Origin of the sequence: Bosea sp. PAMC 26642, from assembly GCF_001562255.1 — a bacterium.
Lineage (GTDB): Bacteria > Pseudomonadota > Alphaproteobacteria > Rhizobiales > Beijerinckiaceae > Allobosea.
This window is the reverse complement of sequence record NZ_CP014301.1, coordinates 2,383,447-2,399,962: the sequence shown is the minus strand read 5'-3', so window position 1 is coordinate 2,399,962 and position 16,516 is coordinate 2,383,447. Positions and strand designations below refer to the sequence as shown.

Here is a 16,516-nt window from a genome sequence, read left to right as displayed (position 1 = left end):
GGCAGGGGCTTCAGAGATCGCATGATGGCTGACTTTTCGCCGCCGGTCGGAAAAATGATCCTGCTCAACGGAGCCTCGTCGAGCGGCAAGTCGTCCCTCGCCAAAGCGATTCAGGCGCGGATCGACCAGCCGTTCTGGCATATTTCGATCGATCATCTCCGCGATTCCGGCGTGTTGCCCTCGGCTCGCATCAAGAGCGGCGAGTTCGACTGGCGTGCGATGCGCGAGCCGTTCTTCATCGGGTTCGAGGAGTCGCTGCTGGCCTATCTTCGGGCCGGCAACAGCCTGATCGTCGAGCACATCATGGAAAGCGAAGCCTGGCTGCACCGGCTCGTCGGCATCCTGTCGGGGCAGGATGTGTTCTTCGTCGGCGTGCAGTGCGATCTGGTCGAGTTGGAGCGGCGCGAGCTTGCGCGCGGTGACCGGCCGATCGGCGATGCGCGGCGCGATTTCCACCGAATTCACAGCTATTGCCGCTATGATCTCGAGGTCGACGGCGTGAGCCCGGCGGATGAGAACGCCGAACGGGTCATCGCGGCCTGGCACAGACGCGCGACACCATCCGTCTTCGCCAGGCTGGCGCAGGCGTAAGCCGGAAGCGAGAATAGGCCGTCGCCCGGGCCTATGCCGTCCAGGGGTCGATAACCGTCAGGCCGGCTGCGATGAACGGGCCGGTGTCGCGCGTCGCCACAGTCAGTTGGTGAGCCTCTGCTATAGCTGCAATGTAACCATCGACCGTCTCGATGGCTTTGCCTGTTGCCCTGCCGTGTGCGCGAATACGCGCATAGGCTTCGGCTGCCGCAGCATCGAAATGCAGTATACGCCCCTCGAAGACCGGCAAGACGACGCGACGCAAATTGTCTTCGAGCGCGCGCTTGCGGCGGCCTTCCGGCAAGATGGCAATGCCGAACAAAAGCTCGGCAACGGTTATCGCCGACAAATACAAAGTCTCGGCGATTTGGGCGTCGAGCCACGCCCTGACGTCTGGATGCCCGACGGGCTTTGAGGCTTCCGACACCACATTGGTGTCCAGCAGAATCACTCGAAACTCACCGGCTCGGAAATCGTTTTGTCTCGAAGACCATCTGTTTCAAAACCACCAGTTTCCTGCCCGATCTTCGCTAACAGCGAACCTAGCTTGATGCGGCCAGGCGGATTCACCGCAGCCTCGATGATGTGTCGGATCTCGGCTTCGGTGCTGCGGCCATGATGTGTCGCGCGGGCCTTGAGAGCCCGATGCGTCTCGTCGGAAATCTTTCGAACGGTGACTGAAGCCATCTCACCCTCATAAAATCGAATGAAGCGATGATATCACATTGGAGCCAACGCTATCAATCTTCATCGTAAAGAGTTTGTCGGCCCTTGACCCCGCAGCCGTTCAACGCTCATCACCTCCCGCCCGCCACCGGACCAGACCGCCCATGCCAACCTTCGCCATTTCCTTCCCGATGATCGACCCGGTCGCGCTGTCGCTCGGGCCGCTTTCGGTGAAATGGTATGGGCTGGCCTATGTCGCCGGGCTGCTCGGCGGCTGGTGGTATGCGCGCAAGCTGGTCGCGGCCGATGGCCTGTGGGCCGGGCGGGCGCGGCCCAAGGCCGAAGAACTCGACGACATGCTGCTGTTCGTGGCGGCCGGGGTGGTGCTCGGCGGGCGGCTCGGCTTCGTGCTGTTCTACGATCTGGCGCGCTATATCGAGCGGCCGCAGGACATTCTCGCGATCTGGCAGGGGGGCATGTCCTTTCATGGCGGGCTGATCGGCGCTGCGACGGGCCTGTGGCTGTTCGCGCGGCGGCGGGGCTATCCGGCGTTGAGCGTGTTCGATCTCGCCTCGGCCGTGGTGCCGATCGGGCTCGGCCTCGGGCGCATCGCCAATTTCATCAATGCAGAGCTTTGGGGCCGGCCGGCGCCGGAGGTGCCCTGGGCGATGGTGTTCCCCAATGGCGGGCCGCTGCCGCGCCATCCGAGCCAGCTCTACGAGGCGTTTTCCGAAGGGCTGCTGCTCTTCATCCTGCTCGCGATCGTGGTCAGGCTCGGCGGCCTGAAACGGCCCGGCCTCGTCGCCGGCGTGTTCGGCATGGCCTATGCGGTGGCGCGCATCGTCTGCGAATTCTTCCGCGAGCCTGATGCTCAACTCGGCTTCCTGTTCGGCCGGAATGTCGATGCGCTCTCAGGCGGCGTCACCATGGGCATGCTGCTGTCGCTGCCGTTGTTCGTCGCCGGGCTCGTTCTGGTGCTGCGCGCAAGGCGCGCGGCGTGAGCGGGCTGAAGGCGGAACTGGTCCGCCAGATCCGCGACGAGGGGCCGCTGCCGGTCTCGCGCTACATGGCGCTCTGCCTCGGCCATCCGCGCCATGGCTACTACATCATGCGCGACCCCTTCGGCGCGCAGGGCGATTTCACCACCGCGCCCGAGATCAGCCAGATGTTCGGCGAATTGATCGGGCTGTGGGTGGCGAGCGTCTGGCAGGCGATGGGCTCGCCTTCACGCCTGCGGCTGATCGAGCTCGGGCCGGGGCGCGGCACGCTGATGGCGGATCTGCTGCGCGCGGCGAAAGTGGTTCCCGGCCTGCGCGAGGCGCTCTCGATGCATCTGGTCGAGACCAGCCCGGTGCTGCGCGGGGTGCAGGCCAAGACGCTGGCCGGCGTGGAGCCGGTCTGGCACGACACGATCGCGACGGCGCTGGACGGCCCGGCGATCGTCCTCGCCAACGAGTTCCTCGACGCACTGCCGCTCGACCAGTTCGTGATGACGCCGCAGGGCTGGCGCGAGCGGCTGGTCGGGCTCGACGAGGCGGGCGAACTGGCATTCGGGCTGTCTGGCGAGCGGTCTCTTCTCCTTCCCCCCGCTTGCGGTGGGGAGGGCTGGGGTGGGGGGGAAAGTCAAGTCGCGCCTCCGACAATGGCCGCGCCATATTCTGCGCGCCCCCCCATCCCTAACCCTTCCCCACCGCAAGCGGGGGGAAGGGGACAGGTCGCGCCTGCCGGCTCGGTCTTCGAGCAGCCGACGGCGGCGCTCGACATCGTCGCGACCATCGCCGGTCACATCGCGCGTCATGGCGGAGCCGCGCTGTTCATCGACTACGGCTCGGTTCGCTCCGGCTTCGGCGATACGCTGCAGGCGATGAAGGCGCATGGCTTCGTGGCGCCTCTGGCGGAGCCTGGCGAGGCGGATCTGACGGTGCATGTCGATTTCGCCCGCATGAAGCAGGCTGGTTTGTCACGAGGCGCTGCGGTCCATGGCCCTGCGACGCAGGCCGATTTCCTGCTGGAACTCGGGTTGGCGGCGCGTGCGCAGGCCTTGTCGGCCAAGGCGAGCCCGGAGCAGGCCGCCGCGATCGCCTCGGCCTTCGACCGGCTGACGCAGCCCGGCGCGACGGGAATGGGCGAGTTGTTCAAGGTGCTGGCGCTGACGCATCCGGATCTGGCAGCGCCGCCCGGATTTAACCTTCATCGCCTGCCAGAGCAGGGCTGAGCCACGCCCCAACCAAAGCCCTCGCGATACGGGCCGAACCGGACGACATCATGGTCATCACCTCTCCCGATCTTGCCGCCGAGCTCGGCATCCGGCACGCCTTCTTCACCAGGCAGGGCGGCGCATCGAGCGGCATCTACGCCTCGCTCAATGGCGGGCTCGGCTCGGCCGATGATCCGGCGGCGATCGTGGAAAACCGGGCACGCATGGCACGCCATCTCGAGGTTGCGCCGGAAAACCTGGTCAGCCTGTATCAGGTGCATTCTGCCGATGTGGAGATCGTCGGCGGCCCTTGGCAAGGCGACCGGCCCAAGGCCGACGCCATGGTGACGACGGCTCCCGGCATCGCGCTCGGCGTCTCCACCGCTGATTGCGGACCGATCCTGTTCGCCGATGCCGAGGGGGGCGTCATCGGCGCGGCGCATTCGGGCTGGAAGGGCGCCTTCACCGGCGTCATCGCCTCGACCGTGACCGCGATGGAGAAGCTCGGCGCGCGTCGCGAGCGCATCCTCGCGGTGCTCGGCCCCACCATCAGTGCCAAGGCCTATGAGGTCGGGCCTGAATTCGTCGAGCGCTTCAAATCGGGCAATCCAACCTATGCGCGCTTCTTCACCGCCTCCGAGCGGGCAGCCCATGCGATGTTCGACCTGCCGGCCTTCATTGCCCTGCGCGCGCAGGAAGCCGGCATCGGGCGCTTCGTCGATCTGGGGCTATGCACCTATGGCGACGAGGAGCGCTTCTTCAGCTACCGGCGCACGACCCATCGCGGCGAGCCGGATTATGGTCGGCTGATCTCGGCGATCGTGCTGGGGTGACATTGTCAGCGCAATATCCGCGAGGCGTTGCGGCGCTGGTGCAGGACACGGACGATATCGATTTGACGGCTGGACACCCTGTAGAAGATGGCGTGAGACCCGATGAGTAGCCGTTGATAATTAGCACGAACATGTTCGAAAACGGCGCCGCTGCCGGGGGTATCCGCGAGACGCGCGAACGCTGATCGTAGCGATTCCAAATACAGGTCTGCCTGCCGCGCGCCCCACTCGCTCTTAGAGAAGCGCCATATGTCTTCGAGATCGGCCACGGCTTTCGGCCGGACGAGGATTCGAAGCGTCATCCCTGTTCATGCTCGGCGTGCATTCTGGCGATGAAAGCCTCGAAGTCGAACTCCTCGGCATCGCCGCTCTCTTCGCCTTCTATCAAGGCTGCCTGCAGGGCCGCGATCTCCGCCTCATTCTCTTCCAGCAATTGCAACGCGGCCCTGACGACCTCGCTTGCGGAGACATAACGTCCCTCGGCCACTTGCTTGTCGATGAAAGCGACGAAATGGTCGCCCAGGCTGATCGACGTGTTCTCGCCCATGTCCCGACTCCGCTCGTTACCAATATTTGGTATAGTCGCGTGCCTCCGTCATGTCATCGTGACACAGCGTTCCCGTGGTATTTGCCCCTCGCCGGCACGGACGCAATTCGGTTGTAGATACCGCGCGAGGGTTGCACCGAGGGATGGGTAGAGTCATCGTCCCATGGTCACATCACGTGACTTTGGGGGCGGATATGGAACAGATTCTGATGAATCTCATTGCCGGCGCGATCGGCGGCAATGCGGCGGGCAAGACGTCTCCGACCTTCGACCTGGGGACGCTTGGAAATACCATCGCAGGCCTCGTCGGCGGCGGCGTGCTCGGTCAACTCGTGCCGCTCGTTCTGCCAGCCATCGCGGCCGCCGCGCAGGGCGGCAATCTGAGCATCGGCGGGATCTTGTCCAATCTGATCGCCGGCGGAGCCGGTGGGGCCATCCTGACCGCCATCATCGGCGCGGTGAAGAACAAGGCTGCCTGATCGACACGACTTTGGGTCAAGGACTTTGGGGTCAAGGCGGCGGCAGGAGCAAGCCGCCGCCGTTGGCAAGCCTTTCGTTTCCGAGCGCAATATCACTCGTGAGCTGACGTGGCTGAACGGCGCTGATCGCGTTATGGCTGGGTGCCGCGCTTTCCCCACGCCTGAGATCCCCCCATGCCCCGCCAGATCGACTACTACTTCTCGCTTCACTCGCCCTGGACCTATCTCGGCCACGCGACCTTTCTCGACATCGCGGCCCGGCACGGCTGCATCGTCGTCTACCGGCCCGTGCCGCTGCGGGCCGTCTTCGACGAGACCGGCGGCCTGCCCTTGCCCAAGCGCCATCCGGTGCGCCAGCGCTACCGGCTAATGGACCTCCAGCGCTGGCGCGAGCGCCGCAATGTGCCGCTGGTGCTGCAGCCCAAGCATTTCCCGCTCGATCCTTCGCTGGCGGATCGCTTTCTCATCGCGATCGTCGAGGCTGGCGGCGATCCCGGCCGGTTCATGGCAGAGATCATGGCCGGCGTCTGGGCGCGCGAAGACGACATGACCCGGCCCGAGGCTGTCGCGGCCGTGGCTCAGGCAACCGGGTTCGACGCGCAGGCACTGGCTGCTGCGGCCGAAAGCGAAGCGGTGCGCCAGCGCTATGACAGCACGATCGGTGCTGCGATCGAGGCCGGCGTCTTCGGTGCGCCGAGCTATGTGCTCGACGGCGAGGTGTTCTGGGGACAGGACCGGCTCGAACTGCTGGACAGTGCGCTCGCCAGCGGCCGGGCGCCCTATCGCGCGGAAGCGAACGCCTGAGGCTTGGGCGTCAGCCGACGACGTCGGGCGTGCGCCAGCCGAGATGCTGGCCGGCGTCGACAGCGATCATCTGGCCGGTGACCGAACAGGCGCGGGCGAGATAAAGCACCGCCTCGGCGATTTCGGCCGCGTCGACCTTGCGGCCTAGCAGGGTGCCGGCAACCTCCGCATCCATGGCCGCGGCACCGTCATGCGGATTCGGCAGCGTCGGGCCGGGGCCGACGGCGTTCACCCTGATCCGCGGCGCCAGCGCCTGCGCCATGGTCTGCGTCGCGGTCAGCAGAGCGGCCTTGGTCAGGGTGTAGGAGTAATATTGCGGCGTCAGCTTCCAGACGCGCTGGTCGATGATGTTGACGATGGCGCCATCGCGGGCCTCGGGCAGGCGATTGGCCATCGCTCCCGCCAGCACCGATGGCGCACGCAGGTTGATCGAGAACTGCCGGTCCCAGTTCGCAACGTCCAGCGACCGGATGTCGTCGAGCAGGAAGCTCGAGGCATTGTTGACGAGCAGCGTGACCGGGCCGAGCGCCGCCTCGACGGCGGGGATGATGGTATCGACGGCGGCGGCCTCGGCGAGGTCGGCAGCGATGACGAAGGTCGTTGCGCCGTCCTGCCGCAATGCGTCGGCCAATGCCTCGGCCTCCGGCTTTGAGGCGCTGCTGGAATGGACGGCGACGGCATAGCCGGATCGGGCCAGCACCTCGACGATAGCCCGGCCGATGCGTCGTGCGCCGCCCGTGACGAGCGCAACTTCAGTCATCGCCGCGGTCCGGCGGCTTGACCGCATTGCCGCGGCTCAGCCGCCGTTCCCAATGCTTGGCGACGCGCAGATAGCGGTAGAAGGCGTAGTTCATCGCAGTCATGAAGCCGTAGACGCCGCGCAGAGCATGGCGGCGGCCGATATAGGCCTTGAGGAAATTGGCCGGAAATTCAGCCACCAGCCGGAAGACCGAAAGCGACAGGCCACGCTTGTCGAGATCGTCGGCCTGCGCGTCGCTATAGGCATTGAGCTTGTCGATCTGTTCGCCGAGGGAACGGACTGAGTAATGATGCACTGTGCCCTTGAGCCGGCCGATGCAAGCGCCGGGAACCAGTTCGACCCGGTCATGCACCGGCGAAGGCGAATAGCGCCCCTTGTCACGACGATAGAGCCGCACCGGCGGAAGTGCATAGGCGAAGCGGTGGGGGGCAGCCTCGCCGGGAAAAATCTCCGCGATTCTCATCTTGTAGGCGTCGGCGCCCGGTTCTCCCTGCGCGAAGAGCGCAGCGATCTCCGCGACAAGCCCGGGTGGAACGACTTCGTCGGCGTCGATGTTGAGCAGCCAGTCGTGGCGGCACTGGTCCTCGGCAAAGCGCTTCTGCTGGCCGTAGCCGGGCCACGGATTGAAGATCACGCGGGCTCCCGCTCCTTCGGCGATCGCCTGCGTGTCATCCGTCGAGCCGGAATCGACGACTACGATGTCGTCGCTGAGGGATGAGACCGCCGCGATCGTGCGCCCGATGCGGTCGGCCTCGTCGCGCGCGATGATGAAGATGGAAAGGGGCGGCACCGGTTGCGTCTCGTTCCTAGCCTGATCGCATCCGGCTAAAGCACGCGGGGTCAGGAGCCGCAAGCGGCGCGCGCGCAGATTGGTTTGCCAGGCACGGAACCTTACGACAGGTCCGGCGTTAAGCAGCGGCGAGGGTCAAGGCGGGTCGGGTTCTATTAGTATTCGATTTGCTCACCAGCGTGCTTTAGCGATGATTAACGGGATTTAACGTTTTCGCCTCAGTCATCCAATTCGTGCCGCATTTCTGCCGCGCTCTGCATAGGCGATGTGCTTCAAGTGCAACAGACAAACGCCTGTATTGGTCTTATATCACTGCAATCGAATTCACCCCGCCGGGCAGACCCGGCGATAGCGACGACTAAGGAGTTCAACATGAAGAAGTATCTGCTTTCGGGCGTCGCGGCGCTTGGCCTCATCGCAGCCGGTTCGGCTTCGGCCGCCGACCTGCCTTCGCGCAAGGGCCCCGTTGCGGCTCCGATCTATGCTCCGATCTTCACCTGGACCGGCTTCTATGTCGGCGCCAACGCCGGCTATGCCTGGGGTCAGATCGACTCCACCAACCTCGGCGTCATCGGCGGCGGCGCCCCGGGCGTTTTCGGCTTCGACGATCCCGATGGCTTCATCGGTGGTGGCCAGGTCGGCTACAACTACCAGATCGGCCAGTGGGTCATCGGCGCCGAGGCCGACTTCCAGGGTTCGGATCTGAAGGCTGTCGCCACCAACCCGGCTCTCGGCCTGCGTGCTTCGAACGAGATCAACTATTTCGGCACCGTTCGCGCCCGCGTCGGCTACGCCTTCGATCGGTTCCTGCCTTACGTCACCGGTGGTTTCGCCTACGGCAACGTGAAGAACAAGCTCACCGCCCCGGGCTTCGCCTTCTCGGATGACAACACCCAGTACGGCTGGACCGTCGGTGGCGGTCTGGAATACGCCTTCACCAACAACCTGTCGGCCAAGGTCGAATACCTCTACGTCAACCTCGACAAGGAGTCGTATCGGATCCCGGGCGCCACGCTCAACACCGACGTCGAGACCAAGTTCTCGGTCGTCCGCGCCGGCCTGAACTACAAGTTCTAGTCTGCTCCCCTTCATTGGGGAATCAAGCAACCCGGTGGCTTCGGCCACCGGGTTTTTTGTTGTTTGCGAGATGATTCATAGTGCGCCGTCATTCCGGACCAGCCGCGAAGCGGCGCCGATCCGGAATCCATCATAGGGCAACGCCTTACCTTACGATGGATTCCGGGTCTGCGCTTCGCTTGCCCGGAATGACGGAGGGGCCGACGAACACCCCAGTGCCAGGTTCAACCTTTGAAGCGCGTCACTTCGAAAGCCGGTACCTTGGCTGCGAAGGCATCGAGCCAGGCGACGAGGTTCGGGTGGTTCGTGCGCCAGGCGCCGTGGAAACGCAGATCGAGATAGCCGAGCGCACAAGCCAGCGCGATGTCGCCGATGCGCGGCTTGTCGAAATCCGCCGGCGGCGCGACCTCCAGCGCAATCAAAGCGCGCTCGACCTTGCCGGCCTGGTTGGCGACCCAGTTGGCGTCGCGGTTGCCCTCGGGTCGAAAGCGCACTTCGTAGACCTGGAGCAGGGCCGCATCGCAAAGCCCGTCCGCAAGTGCCTGAAGGCGCAGCTGCGCAAAGCGCGACTCGCCCTCGGGAAACAGGATCCCGCCGCCGGCGAGATGGTCGAGATATTCGGCGATGACGCGCGAATCGAACAGCGTCGTGCCGTTCTGCAGCACGAGCGTCGGAATCTTGCCGAGCGGGTTCTGCTGGCGCAGCGGCTCGGCGGGATCATTGGTATCGGCTGCGACGATCTCGATCCTGTCCATCAGGCCGAGGACGATCGCGGCGATCTTGACCTTGCGGCCGAAGGGCGAGGCGGGGGAGGAGCGCAACGTAAGCATAGCGGGGGCCTTGGCAGACGGGGTTGAACGGGCGGCATCAGCCGTCGGGACGGATCGCCTCGCATCGATAGCGCGGGTTTGGCCCCTGCGCGAGCCTTTCGACCAGCGCCGGCAGCAGGATGCCGGCTTCCTGCGCGAGCAGCCAGGGCGGGTTGACCACAAGCAGGCCGGTCGCGCTCAGGCCGCCGGCGGCTTCCGGTCGGTCGACGTCGATCTCGAGCCGCAGCAGCTTGCCGATTCCGGCCGCCGTGATCCCGGAAAGCAGGTTCTCGACCGCGAGGCGATCCTTGACCGGGTACCAGAGCGCATAGATGCCGGTCGGCCATTTGCGGTGGGCGGCGATCAGTTCCGCTTCCAGAGTGGCGAATTCGTCCTTTTCCTCGAAAGGCGGATCGATCAGCACGAGCCCGCGCCGCTCCTTGGGCGGAACATTGCCGCGCAGCGCGTTCCAGCCGTCGATCGCCAGCGCCTTGCAGCGCGGGTCGGAGCCGAGGACGGCGGCGAGCTTTTTGTGCGTCTGGGGGTGGAGTTCGGCGGCGATCAGGCGGTCGTCGGGGCGCATCGCCTGTCGGCACAGCCAGGGCGAGCCGGGATAGGCGTCGGGCCCGTAGAGCGCGCGCGCGCCAGACAGGGCATCGCGCCAGGGCTTCAGCAGCGCCTCGACGGCTGGCGCGAGGGGCGAGCGGTCGAGCCGCGCGACGCCGTCCTTCCACTCATGTGTCCGCAGCGCCTCGTCCGAGCCGAGATCGTAGCGGCCGGCGCCGGCATGGGTGTCGACGATGCGATAGGGCGTGTCCTTGGCGCCGAGATGCAGGAGAATCCGCATCAGGACCGAATGCTTCAGGACGTCTGCGAAATTGCCGGCGTGAAAGCCGTGACGATAGTTCATCGCGCGCTCTTACGCGGGTTTGCCGCTCGTGTCAGCGCGGCGCGACGACCGTGATGTCCCGCGCCCGGCAGCCGGAGCGATCGACCTGCTGGCAGGTTCGGAAATCGCGCAGGTCCTTGCTGAAACAGATGCGGACCTCCTGCAGGACCTCGCGCTTGCAGGCGACCGAGATCATGTCGGTGCGCAGGCCCGGATTGGCGGCCACAAAAGCGCGTTCGAGATCGATCGCGGTCCATGTCTGGTCGCGCTCGGCCTTCGCCAGTTGCGGCGGGATGACGATCTTCTCGCGGGCGCGGCGGACATCGGCGAAATAGTCGCTCGGGCTCGATCCCGAGCAGGTGCCGTGCTTGCGCCATTCGTAGCGGGCAAGTCCTTCGCTCGGAAACAACCCTTGCGCCTGTTCCAGCGCGATCCGAGACGGGGTCCGGCCGGCCGGGCCGCATTCGCTGGGATAGCCGCGCTCGTTCTGCGGCCAGAGGCCATGCACGACGAAGCGCAGGCCGGCGCCGTCGGCGCATTGCTCGCTGTTGCGGCCGCGGCCGCCGTCGAGTTCGCAGAAACCCGGCGACCAGGACAGCGCCAGCACATAGAAGTCGAAATCGCCCGGCGTGCCGCCGCGCTCATAGCGGCCCTGCGCCTTGGCCGGGCCGAGAATCGCAGCTATGCCGGCCGCAACGATCAGCCAGGAGCGGATCAATCCCGGCAAGGGTCGGCGGCTCAGGGGCGCGCCATCTTGCAGTCGGGCGCATAGGCGCGATGGCGGTCGAGGCCGCTGACGCACCAGTTGACGTTCCAGCCGAAGCCGAACAGGCCCAGATTCTCGCGGACCGAGTAGTCGATGCGGTGCACGGTGCCGTCGTTCAGCGTGACGCGGCCGGTGCAGAAGCGGCGCGGGATGAAGTCGTCGCCCAGCGGCCGGTAGCCGATCGACTGGATGCGGTCATAGCCCACAGCCTGCAGCGGGCCCCAAAATTTGGCCTCGCGCGAGTTGAACCAGCTGGTGACCTCGCCGAGCACGGAGGGATCCTCGCAGCCCGGCAGGTTGCCGTACATCGGGATGATGCGCTCTTCGGCGCGGTCGCGCGGATCGACATGGCGGCGGTTCATCGCCTCCGCGGAGACGGTGGCGGTCAGGCAGGCGAACGACAGAAGGGCGGTTCGCAGCAAAGCGCGGCGCATGGGTCAAGCCTCGTGAACGATGGTCGGCGATCGTGCGGCACGATGGCGGCTGGTAGCGCGCGGGTCAAGGCGCGGCGGCGCTTGCAGGCGCATAACGATGGGGAATGTGGCTTTTCGACCGCTCAGCCGGGCTCAGCCATCGGCGCCGGCCGGTCCGACCATGCGCTCCAGCAGCGGCAGGGCGATGCCGGCGGCCACGATCAGTCCGGCGCCTGCCAGCATCGCCGGCGTCGGCCAGTCGCCGAAGACGAGCCAGCCGAAGATCAGCGCCCAGACGATCAGCGTATATTGATAGGGCGCGACGACCGACGCCTCGGCCAGCTTCAGCGAGCGCGTGACGCAGAGATGCCCCGCCATGGCGGCGATGCCGAGCAAAGCGAGAAGGGCCGTATCGACCAGCGTCGGCGTCACCCAGCCGAAGGGAAGCAGGGCCAGGCCGACGATCAGGGTGCCGAAGGTCTGCCAGCTGACGAGCGTGACGTCGGGCGTACCGCGCAGATAGCGCCCGGCGATCATCATGATCGCGAAGAGCAGGCTGCCGAGCAGCGCCAGCAGGGCTGGCAGGGAGATGCTCGCACCGGTGGGTGCCAGCGTAACGATCACGCCGACGAAGCCTGCGAGTACCGCGAGCCAGCGGCCGGGCGAAACCTTCTCGCCGAGCAGCAGGGCTGCCAGCATCACGACCCAGACCGGCGCCGCCATCCACAGCGTCATGATGTCGGCGAGCGGCAGGTAGAACACCGCGAAATAGAACAGCGCCGTCTCCGAGGCGCCGAGTACGACGCGCAGGAACTGCAGACCTGGCCGCTGCGGCCTGAGCGTTCGCGTCACGCCCTGCCTGACGATGAAGGGCGCCAGCACCGCCAGCGCGGCGGCGCTGCGGATCAGCAGCAGCTGCCCGACCGTATAGGTCGCGACCAGCCATTTCCCCATCGCGTCGTTGAGGGAGAACAGCAGGATGCCGAACAGCATCAGGCCGATGCCGGCGAGGGTCGCGTTGCGGGTCGGCATGGGCTGTTGGCGAGGTGCTTTCGGAGCGGGGCCGCTGCTTTGGCGCAGAGCGGGGCGCGAGGCAAGGGCTCCCATGTCATGTGCGATAACACCCGGCCCATCCAGCCGTCATTCCGGACAAGCCGCGCAGCGGCGCCGATCCGGAATCCATCATAGAGCACCGCAGTGCCTTACGATGGATTCCGGGTCTGCGCTTCGCTGCGCCCGGAATGACGGCGGCGTGTCCACCATCTATAATTCGCGATTGACTTAATTAAGTAAATAACGAATTATCTGCCCATGGATCGTTTCGCCGCCCTCGCCGAACCCACCCGCCGCAGCATCGTCGAGATGCTGGGGCAGGGCGAATTGTCGGCCGGGGAGATCGGGGCGCGGTTCAGCATCAGCGCTCCGGCGATCTCGCAGCATCTCAAGGTGCTGAAGGAGGCAGGGCTGGTGCGGGTCACGGTCGAGGGCCAGCGCCGGATCTACCGGCTCGATCCCGAAGGGCTCGACGCCTTCGATGCCTGGGTGCGCAAGGTCCGCGGCTTCTGGGGCTTGAGGCTCGACGATCTGGAACAAGAACTGGCGAAAGCCGAACAACGGGATGGAGAGCGCGATGCCGATGGCGACGAGTGAGTATGGCGTGGTTCTGGAAAGCGGCGCGGTGCGCTTCGAGCGGCTGCTGCCGGGGCCGATCGAGCGGGTCTGGTCCTATCTGGTCGAGGGCGAGAAGCGCGCGACCTGGTTCTGCGGCGGCGAAACCGAGCCGCGCATCGGCGGGCATGTCGCGCTGTTCTTCAAGCATTCGCTGATCACCAGCGAGCCGCCGCCCGAGGGCGCCCGCAAGATGAACGACGAGGGCGCGCTGATGGGCGGCACGGTCACGGCCTACGAGCCGCCGCACCGCTTCGCCTTCAACTGGGTCGGCATGGGCGAGCCCGATTCCGACATCGAGTTCGTGCTGACGCCGGCGGGCGAAAAAGTCCGCCTCGTGCTGACGCATCGCAGGCTGGTGACGAAGGACCGGATGGCGATGGTCTCCAGCGGCTGGCACCTACATCTGGGCCTGCTGGAGGACCAGCTGACGGGGCAGAAGCCGCGCGGGTTCTGGTCGGTGCATGAGGGGCTGAAGACGGAGTATGTCGAGAGGCAGAAGGGGGAGGCGGTTTAGGCTGCCGTAAAGTTCAGGATCGAAGGGCCCGGCGAGATGCCGGGCTTTCGGTTTTGGGTGCGACCCCTCTTGGACTCTGCGGCCGCTTCCATCGGACACCTGTTCGCCGAATGTCCATTATGGAATGGTCGTGGACGTCCGAGATCGGCCGATTGTGTTGAAGAAGTCGGCGCTGGGTCGGCTGCCGATTGGGGCTGAACGGATCGCTGAGAGGGCGTTCGCCCTCATGCCGCCAGAGGCGGTGCTCCGGCCGGCATCAGTTTCGCCATTTTCCTGAGGTTCTGGGCGGTGGCGGCAAGGAGGAACTCGTCGCGGGCCCCACTCGGTCCTCGCAATCGCAAGCGGTCGAGCTTGAGGATGCGCTTCAGGTGCGCAAACAGCATCTCGACCTTTTTCCGCTCGCGGCGGGAAGTTACGTAGGCATAGGTGGCGGCGATGTCGCGCGCCATGTCGCGGGCGCCTTCGTGGATGGAGCGGAGGATCTTGCGAGCAGGATCTTTCGGGCAGCACTGCGGCTTCAGGGAACAGGCGTCGCAGTCGCGCTTAATCGCCCGGTAGCGCATGAGGCCGTCGGGATCGATACCGTCGCGCGGCACCGCGAAGGGCCGGCGGAACTGCCGCAGTTCCTTGCCGTCCGGGCAGATGTAGAGATCGCGATCGTGATCATAGGCGAAGTCGGAGCGGCTGAAGGTGCCGTCCCGGCGTCGGGATTTGTCGAACACCGGAATATGCGGCTCGATACCGCGCTCGTGCACCAGCCAGGCTAGGTTCTCGGCCGAGCCATAGGCGGCGTCCGCGACCAGTTTCTCGGGCCAGGTGCCAAACTTGTCTTGGGTTCGCTCGATCATGGTTCGCGCGGCGCCGACCTCGGCCTGCCGCACGGCCGTCGTCGCCTCGACGTCCATGATGACGGCGTGCTTCAGATCGATCAGATAGTTCGTCGCATAGGCGAAGAAGGCCTGCCCGCCATGGGCGGCCGTCCAGCGTGCGGCCGGGTCGGCGGGCGAGATGAACTTCGGCACGACCGGCGTCGCTGCGCCGAACGCGGCATCGTCCAGCACGGCCAGATACTCGCGCACCGCATGGTTCGCGCCCTCGGGTGCCAACCCGTCCTTGCCGGGCACGCCGCTTTGGCGGTTGGCATCGGCCTTGATCAGGCTGGCATCGACCGCAAATCCCTCGCCACCGACCAGCCCCTCCGCCATGCAGCGCCGGACCGTCGTCTCGAAGACCTCGCGCAGCAGATCGCTATCGCGGAAGCGACCGTGCCGGTTCTTCGAGAAGGTGGAATGGTCGGGCACATCGCCCTCCAGGCCGAGCCGGCAGAACCAGCGATAGGCCAGGTTCAGATGGACCTCATCGCAAAGCCTGCGCTCGGAGCGGATGCCGAAGCAGTAGCCGACGATCAGCATTCGGATCATTAACTCGGGATCGATCGAGGGCCGGCCGGTGTCGCTGTAGAACGGGCGCAAATGCGCACGAATGCCGGACAGATCGACAAAGCGATCAATGGCGCGCAGCAGATGATTGGCCGGGACGTGCCGTTCCAGGCTGAACTCGTAGAACAGTGCCTCCTGCGCAACCGTCCGCTCGCCCATCATCGCGCCGCCCTCCGCAGCGACGACTGAATCAGAACCTCAAGCCCCCAGCAACACCGACTTCTTCAACACAATCGGTCGGAAGCGGACGCCGCAAGCTCGTTCAAAAATCAAGAGTTATGCACGCTCTTGATGTGTTGAGGATACCAGCCGGTGAATTTAAACGCTCCGACGAGTGCCAGCACGATCGCAATCACGCCGACCTGTTGCGGGAGGCCGGGCACGTAGAGCAGAACGAGTTCCGCAATCACCATCACGCCAAAGGCCAATGCCCAAGCACCCGTGATGACATAGTTGGTGCGGATGAACCGAGGGCTGTCCCATAATGACGGGTCCACGTTCTCTCGCGCGTATTGTTGCGTGAACGGGCGTCCGACGATCATCGACACAAGAACTATCAGAAGCAGCCCGGCATCGACCCAAAGCCTGACGCCGGTTACCGACCAAGTCCGTCCCACCATGATCGTATAGGCGGCCAGTCCGGCGAATAGGAGCGCCGTGCCGACCTCCAGGATCTTGGGAGAGTTTCGGAGTAGGACGACATCGCGCACCAACAGGATCACTGAAGTCGCGGCAGCGGCGACCAGTCCTGCCGTTGCGCCAAATATCCGATCGACGATCGCAAATACGATGAAGGGCATGAAGGCGATAAGCATGGTGTTGATCCTTCGGTCAGCTCACGTTTGCGGAAATTGCTCAACATGGGTCTCGGCGGTGCGACCGAAGTAGACCGCACGGCGACCGCTGAACGAGACGATGTAACCGGCGCACCCGGCCGCCATGACCTTCGCGCAGAAGCCCGCGTAGGTGTAACCGGGAACTGCTTGCTGGGCCTCCTCGATGGCCGCCTGCACGGCGACGGTATCCAACACAGTTGCAATGGCACCGCTGCCATGACTCTTCGTCGGCAGCGCCACGCTCTCGCCGTCCGGCAGATAGTAGGTCGCGGTCGCCCCCCGATAGTCGATCATGTAGCTTTCAAAGCCTTCCTGCATCAGCTTTCCGACGATCTGCGGGAAAGCCATGGTGTTGTTTTCGGCGGCGTCCAGGCAGGTCTGTGCAATTGCGGTCAGGCGCGTATCCATGGTGGCTCTCCTTGAGTTTTGGTTCGC

At 65.3% G+C, this 16,516-nt stretch carries 23 protein-coding genes; 9 read left to right on the top strand and 14 right to left on the bottom strand.

Going from position 1 to position 16,516, the window contains the following annotated elements:
- Positions 1 to 24 precede the first annotated feature (24 nt).
- A complete protein-coding gene (locus AXW83_RS11465) occupies positions 25 to 591 on the top strand; it encodes a chloramphenicol phosphotransferase CPT family protein (RefSeq protein WP_066620342.1) in 567 nt (188 codons plus the stop codon).
- A 31-nt stretch (positions 592 to 622) separates the two neighbouring features.
- On the opposite strand, the gene AXW83_RS11460 is transcribed toward AXW83_RS11465, so the two are convergent.
- Both AXW83_RS11460 and AXW83_RS11455 read right to left on the bottom strand, forming a co-directional pair.
- A complete protein-coding gene (locus AXW83_RS11460) occupies positions 623 to 1,042 on the bottom strand; it encodes a type II toxin-antitoxin system VapC family toxin (protein WP_066613570.1) in 420 nt (139 codons plus the stop codon).
- Positions 1,039 to 1,278 (bottom strand): FitA-like ribbon-helix-helix domain-containing protein, encoded by a 240-nt coding sequence (locus tag AXW83_RS11455; protein WP_066613566.1) that lies wholly within the window; start codon positions 1,276 to 1,278, stop codon positions 1,039 to 1,041. Before AXW83_RS11455 ends, AXW83_RS11460 begins: the two co-directional genes overlap by 4 nt.
- A gap of 143 nt (positions 1,279 to 1,421) precedes the next feature.
- On the opposite strand from AXW83_RS11455, the gene lgt reads away from it, so the two are divergent.
- The 3 genes from lgt to pgeF are packed head-to-tail and all read left to right on the top strand — an operon-like array spanning position 1,422 to position 4,287.
- Positions 1,422 to 2,258 (top strand): prolipoprotein diacylglyceryl transferase, encoded by an 837-nt coding sequence (gene lgt / locus AXW83_RS11450; protein WP_066613564.1) that lies wholly within the window; start codon positions 1,422 to 1,424, stop codon positions 2,256 to 2,258.
- Positions 2,255 to 3,472: a class I SAM-dependent methyltransferase gene (locus AXW83_RS11445; protein ID WP_066613562.1), complete on the top strand. Its 1,218-nt coding sequence runs from the start codon at positions 2,255 to 2,257 to the stop codon at positions 3,470 to 3,472. The genes lgt and AXW83_RS11445 overlap by 4 nt, the downstream gene beginning before the upstream one ends.
- 50 nt (positions 3,473 to 3,522) lie before the next feature.
- Positions 3,523 to 4,287, top strand: coding sequence for a peptidoglycan editing factor PgeF (gene pgeF, locus AXW83_RS11440; protein WP_066613560.1), 765 nt, complete (start codon positions 3,523 to 3,525; stop codon positions 4,285 to 4,287).
- Positions 4,288 to 4,292: 5 nt separating this feature from the next.
- On the opposite strand, the gene AXW83_RS11435 is transcribed toward pgeF, so the two are convergent.
- Entirely contained in the window at positions 4,293 to 4,589 is a 297-nt protein-coding gene (locus AXW83_RS11435; protein ID WP_066613558.1) for a type II toxin-antitoxin system RelE/ParE family toxin, read from the bottom strand.
- Entirely contained in the window at positions 4,586 to 4,834 is a 249-nt protein-coding gene (locus AXW83_RS11430) for a type II toxin-antitoxin system ParD family antitoxin (protein ID WP_066613552.1), read from the bottom strand. Before AXW83_RS11430 ends, AXW83_RS11435 begins: the two co-directional genes overlap by 4 nt.
- A 209-nt stretch (positions 4,835 to 5,043) precedes the next feature.
- Here AXW83_RS11430 and AXW83_RS11425 point away from each other — a divergent pair, with 209 nt between their 5' ends.
- Together AXW83_RS11425 and AXW83_RS11420 are read left to right on the top strand one after the other, a co-directional pair.
- Positions 5,044 to 5,313, top strand: a complete 270-nt coding sequence (locus AXW83_RS11425) for a hypothetical protein (protein WP_335339346.1) — start codon at positions 5,044 to 5,046, stop codon at positions 5,311 to 5,313.
- 174 nt (positions 5,314 to 5,487) lie between these two features.
- Positions 5,488 to 6,117: a 2-hydroxychromene-2-carboxylate isomerase gene (locus AXW83_RS11420; RefSeq protein ID WP_066613549.1), complete on the top strand. Its 630-nt coding sequence runs from the start codon at positions 5,488 to 5,490 to the stop codon at positions 6,115 to 6,117.
- Positions 6,118 to 6,127: 10 nt separating this feature from the next.
- Here AXW83_RS11420 and AXW83_RS11415 read toward each other — a convergent pair whose 3' ends face one another.
- Both AXW83_RS11415 and AXW83_RS11410 read right to left on the bottom strand, forming a co-directional pair.
- A complete protein-coding gene (locus tag AXW83_RS11415; RefSeq protein ID WP_236841883.1) occupies positions 6,128 to 6,877 on the bottom strand; it encodes an SDR family oxidoreductase in 750 nt (249 codons plus the stop codon).
- Positions 6,870 to 7,667, bottom strand: a complete 798-nt coding sequence (locus AXW83_RS11410) for a glycosyltransferase family 2 protein (RefSeq protein ID WP_082767073.1) — start codon at positions 7,665 to 7,667, stop codon at positions 6,870 to 6,872. Before AXW83_RS11410 ends, AXW83_RS11415 begins: the two co-directional genes overlap by 8 nt.
- Before the next feature lie 372 nt (positions 7,668 to 8,039).
- On the opposite strand from AXW83_RS11410, the gene AXW83_RS11405 reads away from it, so the two are divergent.
- Positions 8,040 to 8,744 (top strand): outer membrane protein, encoded by a 705-nt coding sequence (locus AXW83_RS11405; RefSeq protein WP_066613544.1) that lies wholly within the window; start codon positions 8,040 to 8,042, stop codon positions 8,742 to 8,744.
- A gap of 224 nt (positions 8,745 to 8,968) precedes the next feature.
- Here AXW83_RS11405 and AXW83_RS11400 read toward each other — a convergent pair whose 3' ends face one another.
- From AXW83_RS11400 to AXW83_RS11380, 5 genes are all read right to left on the bottom strand, one after another.
- Positions 8,969 to 9,574 (bottom strand): glutathione S-transferase, encoded by a 606-nt coding sequence (locus AXW83_RS11400; protein ID WP_066613542.1) that lies wholly within the window; start codon positions 9,572 to 9,574, stop codon positions 8,969 to 8,971.
- Positions 9,575 to 9,611: 37 nt separating this feature from the next.
- Positions 9,612 to 10,463 carry a 23S rRNA (adenine(2030)-N(6))-methyltransferase RlmJ gene (locus AXW83_RS11395; RefSeq protein WP_066613540.1) on the bottom strand — a complete coding sequence of 284 codons (852 nt, stop codon included), beginning with the start codon at positions 10,461 to 10,463 and terminating at the stop codon, positions 9,612 to 9,614.
- 31 nt (positions 10,464 to 10,494) lie between these two features.
- Positions 10,495 to 11,169: a ribonuclease T2 family protein gene (locus AXW83_RS11390; RefSeq protein ID WP_082767072.1), complete on the bottom strand. Its 675-nt coding sequence runs from the start codon at positions 11,167 to 11,169 to the stop codon at positions 10,495 to 10,497.
- Between the two features lie 11 nt (positions 11,170 to 11,180).
- Positions 11,181 to 11,642: a hypothetical protein gene (locus tag AXW83_RS11385; protein ID WP_066613529.1), complete on the bottom strand. Its 462-nt coding sequence runs from the start codon at positions 11,640 to 11,642 to the stop codon at positions 11,181 to 11,183.
- Positions 11,643 to 11,774: 132 nt separating this feature from the next.
- On the bottom strand, positions 11,775 to 12,653 hold the full coding sequence (locus AXW83_RS11380) for a DMT family transporter (RefSeq protein WP_066613526.1): 879 nt from the start codon (positions 12,651 to 12,653) through the stop codon (positions 11,775 to 11,777).
- Between the two features lie 279 nt (positions 12,654 to 12,932).
- Here AXW83_RS11380 and AXW83_RS11375 point away from each other — a divergent pair, with 279 nt between their 5' ends.
- Both AXW83_RS11375 and AXW83_RS11370 read left to right on the top strand, forming a co-directional pair.
- Entirely contained in the window at positions 12,933 to 13,271 is a 339-nt protein-coding gene (locus AXW83_RS11375) for an ArsR/SmtB family transcription factor (protein WP_066613524.1), read from the top strand.
- Positions 13,252 to 13,806, top strand: coding sequence for an SRPBCC family protein (locus AXW83_RS11370; protein ID WP_082767071.1), 555 nt, complete (start codon positions 13,252 to 13,254; stop codon positions 13,804 to 13,806). Before AXW83_RS11375 ends, AXW83_RS11370 begins: the two co-directional genes overlap by 20 nt.
- 224 nt (positions 13,807 to 14,030) lie before the next feature.
- Here the strand turns inward: AXW83_RS11370 and AXW83_RS11365 are convergent, their stop codons facing one another.
- From AXW83_RS11365 to AXW83_RS11355, 3 genes are all read right to left on the bottom strand, one after another.
- Complete coding sequence (locus AXW83_RS11365; RefSeq protein ID WP_066613522.1) at positions 14,031 to 15,407, bottom strand: IS1182 family transposase; 1,377 nt, start codon at positions 15,405 to 15,407, stop codon at positions 14,031 to 14,033.
- 107 nt (positions 15,408 to 15,514) lie between these two features.
- Complete coding sequence (locus AXW83_RS11360; RefSeq protein ID WP_066613520.1) at positions 15,515 to 16,060, bottom strand: hypothetical protein; 546 nt, start codon at positions 16,058 to 16,060, stop codon at positions 15,515 to 15,517.
- A gap of 21 nt (positions 16,061 to 16,081) precedes the next feature.
- Positions 16,082 to 16,489 carry a DUF1398 domain-containing protein gene (locus tag AXW83_RS11355; protein WP_066613517.1) on the bottom strand — a complete coding sequence of 136 codons (408 nt, stop codon included), beginning with the start codon at positions 16,487 to 16,489 and terminating at the stop codon, positions 16,082 to 16,084.
- Positions 16,490 to 16,516: the final 27 nt, after the last annotated feature.

Coding starts and splice junctions, on each gene's coding strand:
- AXW83_RS11465 (WP_066620342.1), top strand. CDS start 25: ATGGCTGACTTTTCGCCGCCGGTCGGAAAAATGATCCTGCTCAACGGA.
- AXW83_RS11455 (WP_066613566.1), bottom strand. CDS start 1,278: ATGGCTTCAGTCACCGTTCGAAAGATTTCCGACGAGACGCATCGGGCT.
- lgt (WP_066613564.1), top strand. CDS start 1,422: ATGCCAACCTTCGCCATTTCCTTCCCGATGATCGACCCGGTCGCGCTG.
- pgeF (WP_066613560.1), top strand. CDS start 3,523: ATGGTCATCACCTCTCCCGATCTTGCCGCCGAGCTCGGCATCCGGCAC.
- AXW83_RS11435 (WP_066613558.1), bottom strand. CDS start 4,589: ATGACGCTTCGAATCCTCGTCCGGCCGAAAGCCGTGGCCGATCTCGAA.
- AXW83_RS11430 (WP_066613552.1), bottom strand. CDS start 4,834: ATGGGCGAGAACACGTCGATCAGCCTGGGCGACCATTTCGTCGCTTTC.
- AXW83_RS11425 (WP_335339346.1), top strand. CDS start 5,044: ATGAATCTCATTGCCGGCGCGATCGGCGGCAATGCGGCGGGCAAGACG.
- AXW83_RS11420 (WP_066613549.1), top strand. CDS start 5,488: ATGCCCCGCCAGATCGACTACTACTTCTCGCTTCACTCGCCCTGGACC.
- AXW83_RS11415 (WP_236841883.1), bottom strand. CDS start 6,877: ATGACTGAAGTTGCGCTCGTCACGGGCGGCGCACGACGCATCGGCCGG.
- AXW83_RS11405 (WP_066613544.1), top strand. CDS start 8,040: ATGAAGAAGTATCTGCTTTCGGGCGTCGCGGCGCTTGGCCTCATCGCA.
- AXW83_RS11400 (WP_066613542.1), bottom strand. CDS start 9,574: ATGCTTACGTTGCGCTCCTCCCCCGCCTCGCCCTTCGGCCGCAAGGTC.
- AXW83_RS11395 (WP_066613540.1), bottom strand. CDS start 10,463: ATGAACTATCGTCACGGCTTTCACGCCGGCAATTTCGCAGACGTCCTG.
- AXW83_RS11385 (WP_066613529.1), bottom strand. CDS start 11,642: ATGCGCCGCGCTTTGCTGCGAACCGCCCTTCTGTCGTTCGCCTGCCTG.
- AXW83_RS11380 (WP_066613526.1), bottom strand. CDS start 12,653: ATGCCGACCCGCAACGCGACCCTCGCCGGCATCGGCCTGATGCTGTTC.
- AXW83_RS11375 (WP_066613524.1), top strand. CDS start 12,933: ATGGATCGTTTCGCCGCCCTCGCCGAACCCACCCGCCGCAGCATCGTC.
- AXW83_RS11370 (WP_082767071.1), top strand. CDS start 13,252: ATGCCGATGGCGACGAGTGAGTATGGCGTGGTTCTGGAAAGCGGCGCG.
- AXW83_RS11365 (WP_066613522.1), bottom strand. CDS start 15,407: ATGATGGGCGAGCGGACGGTTGCGCAGGAGGCACTGTTCTACGAGTTC.
- AXW83_RS11360 (WP_066613520.1), bottom strand. CDS start 16,060: ATGCTTATCGCCTTCATGCCCTTCATCGTATTTGCGATCGTCGATCGG.
- AXW83_RS11355 (WP_066613517.1), bottom strand. CDS start 16,489: ATGGATACGCGCCTGACCGCAATTGCACAGACCTGCCTGGACGCCGCC.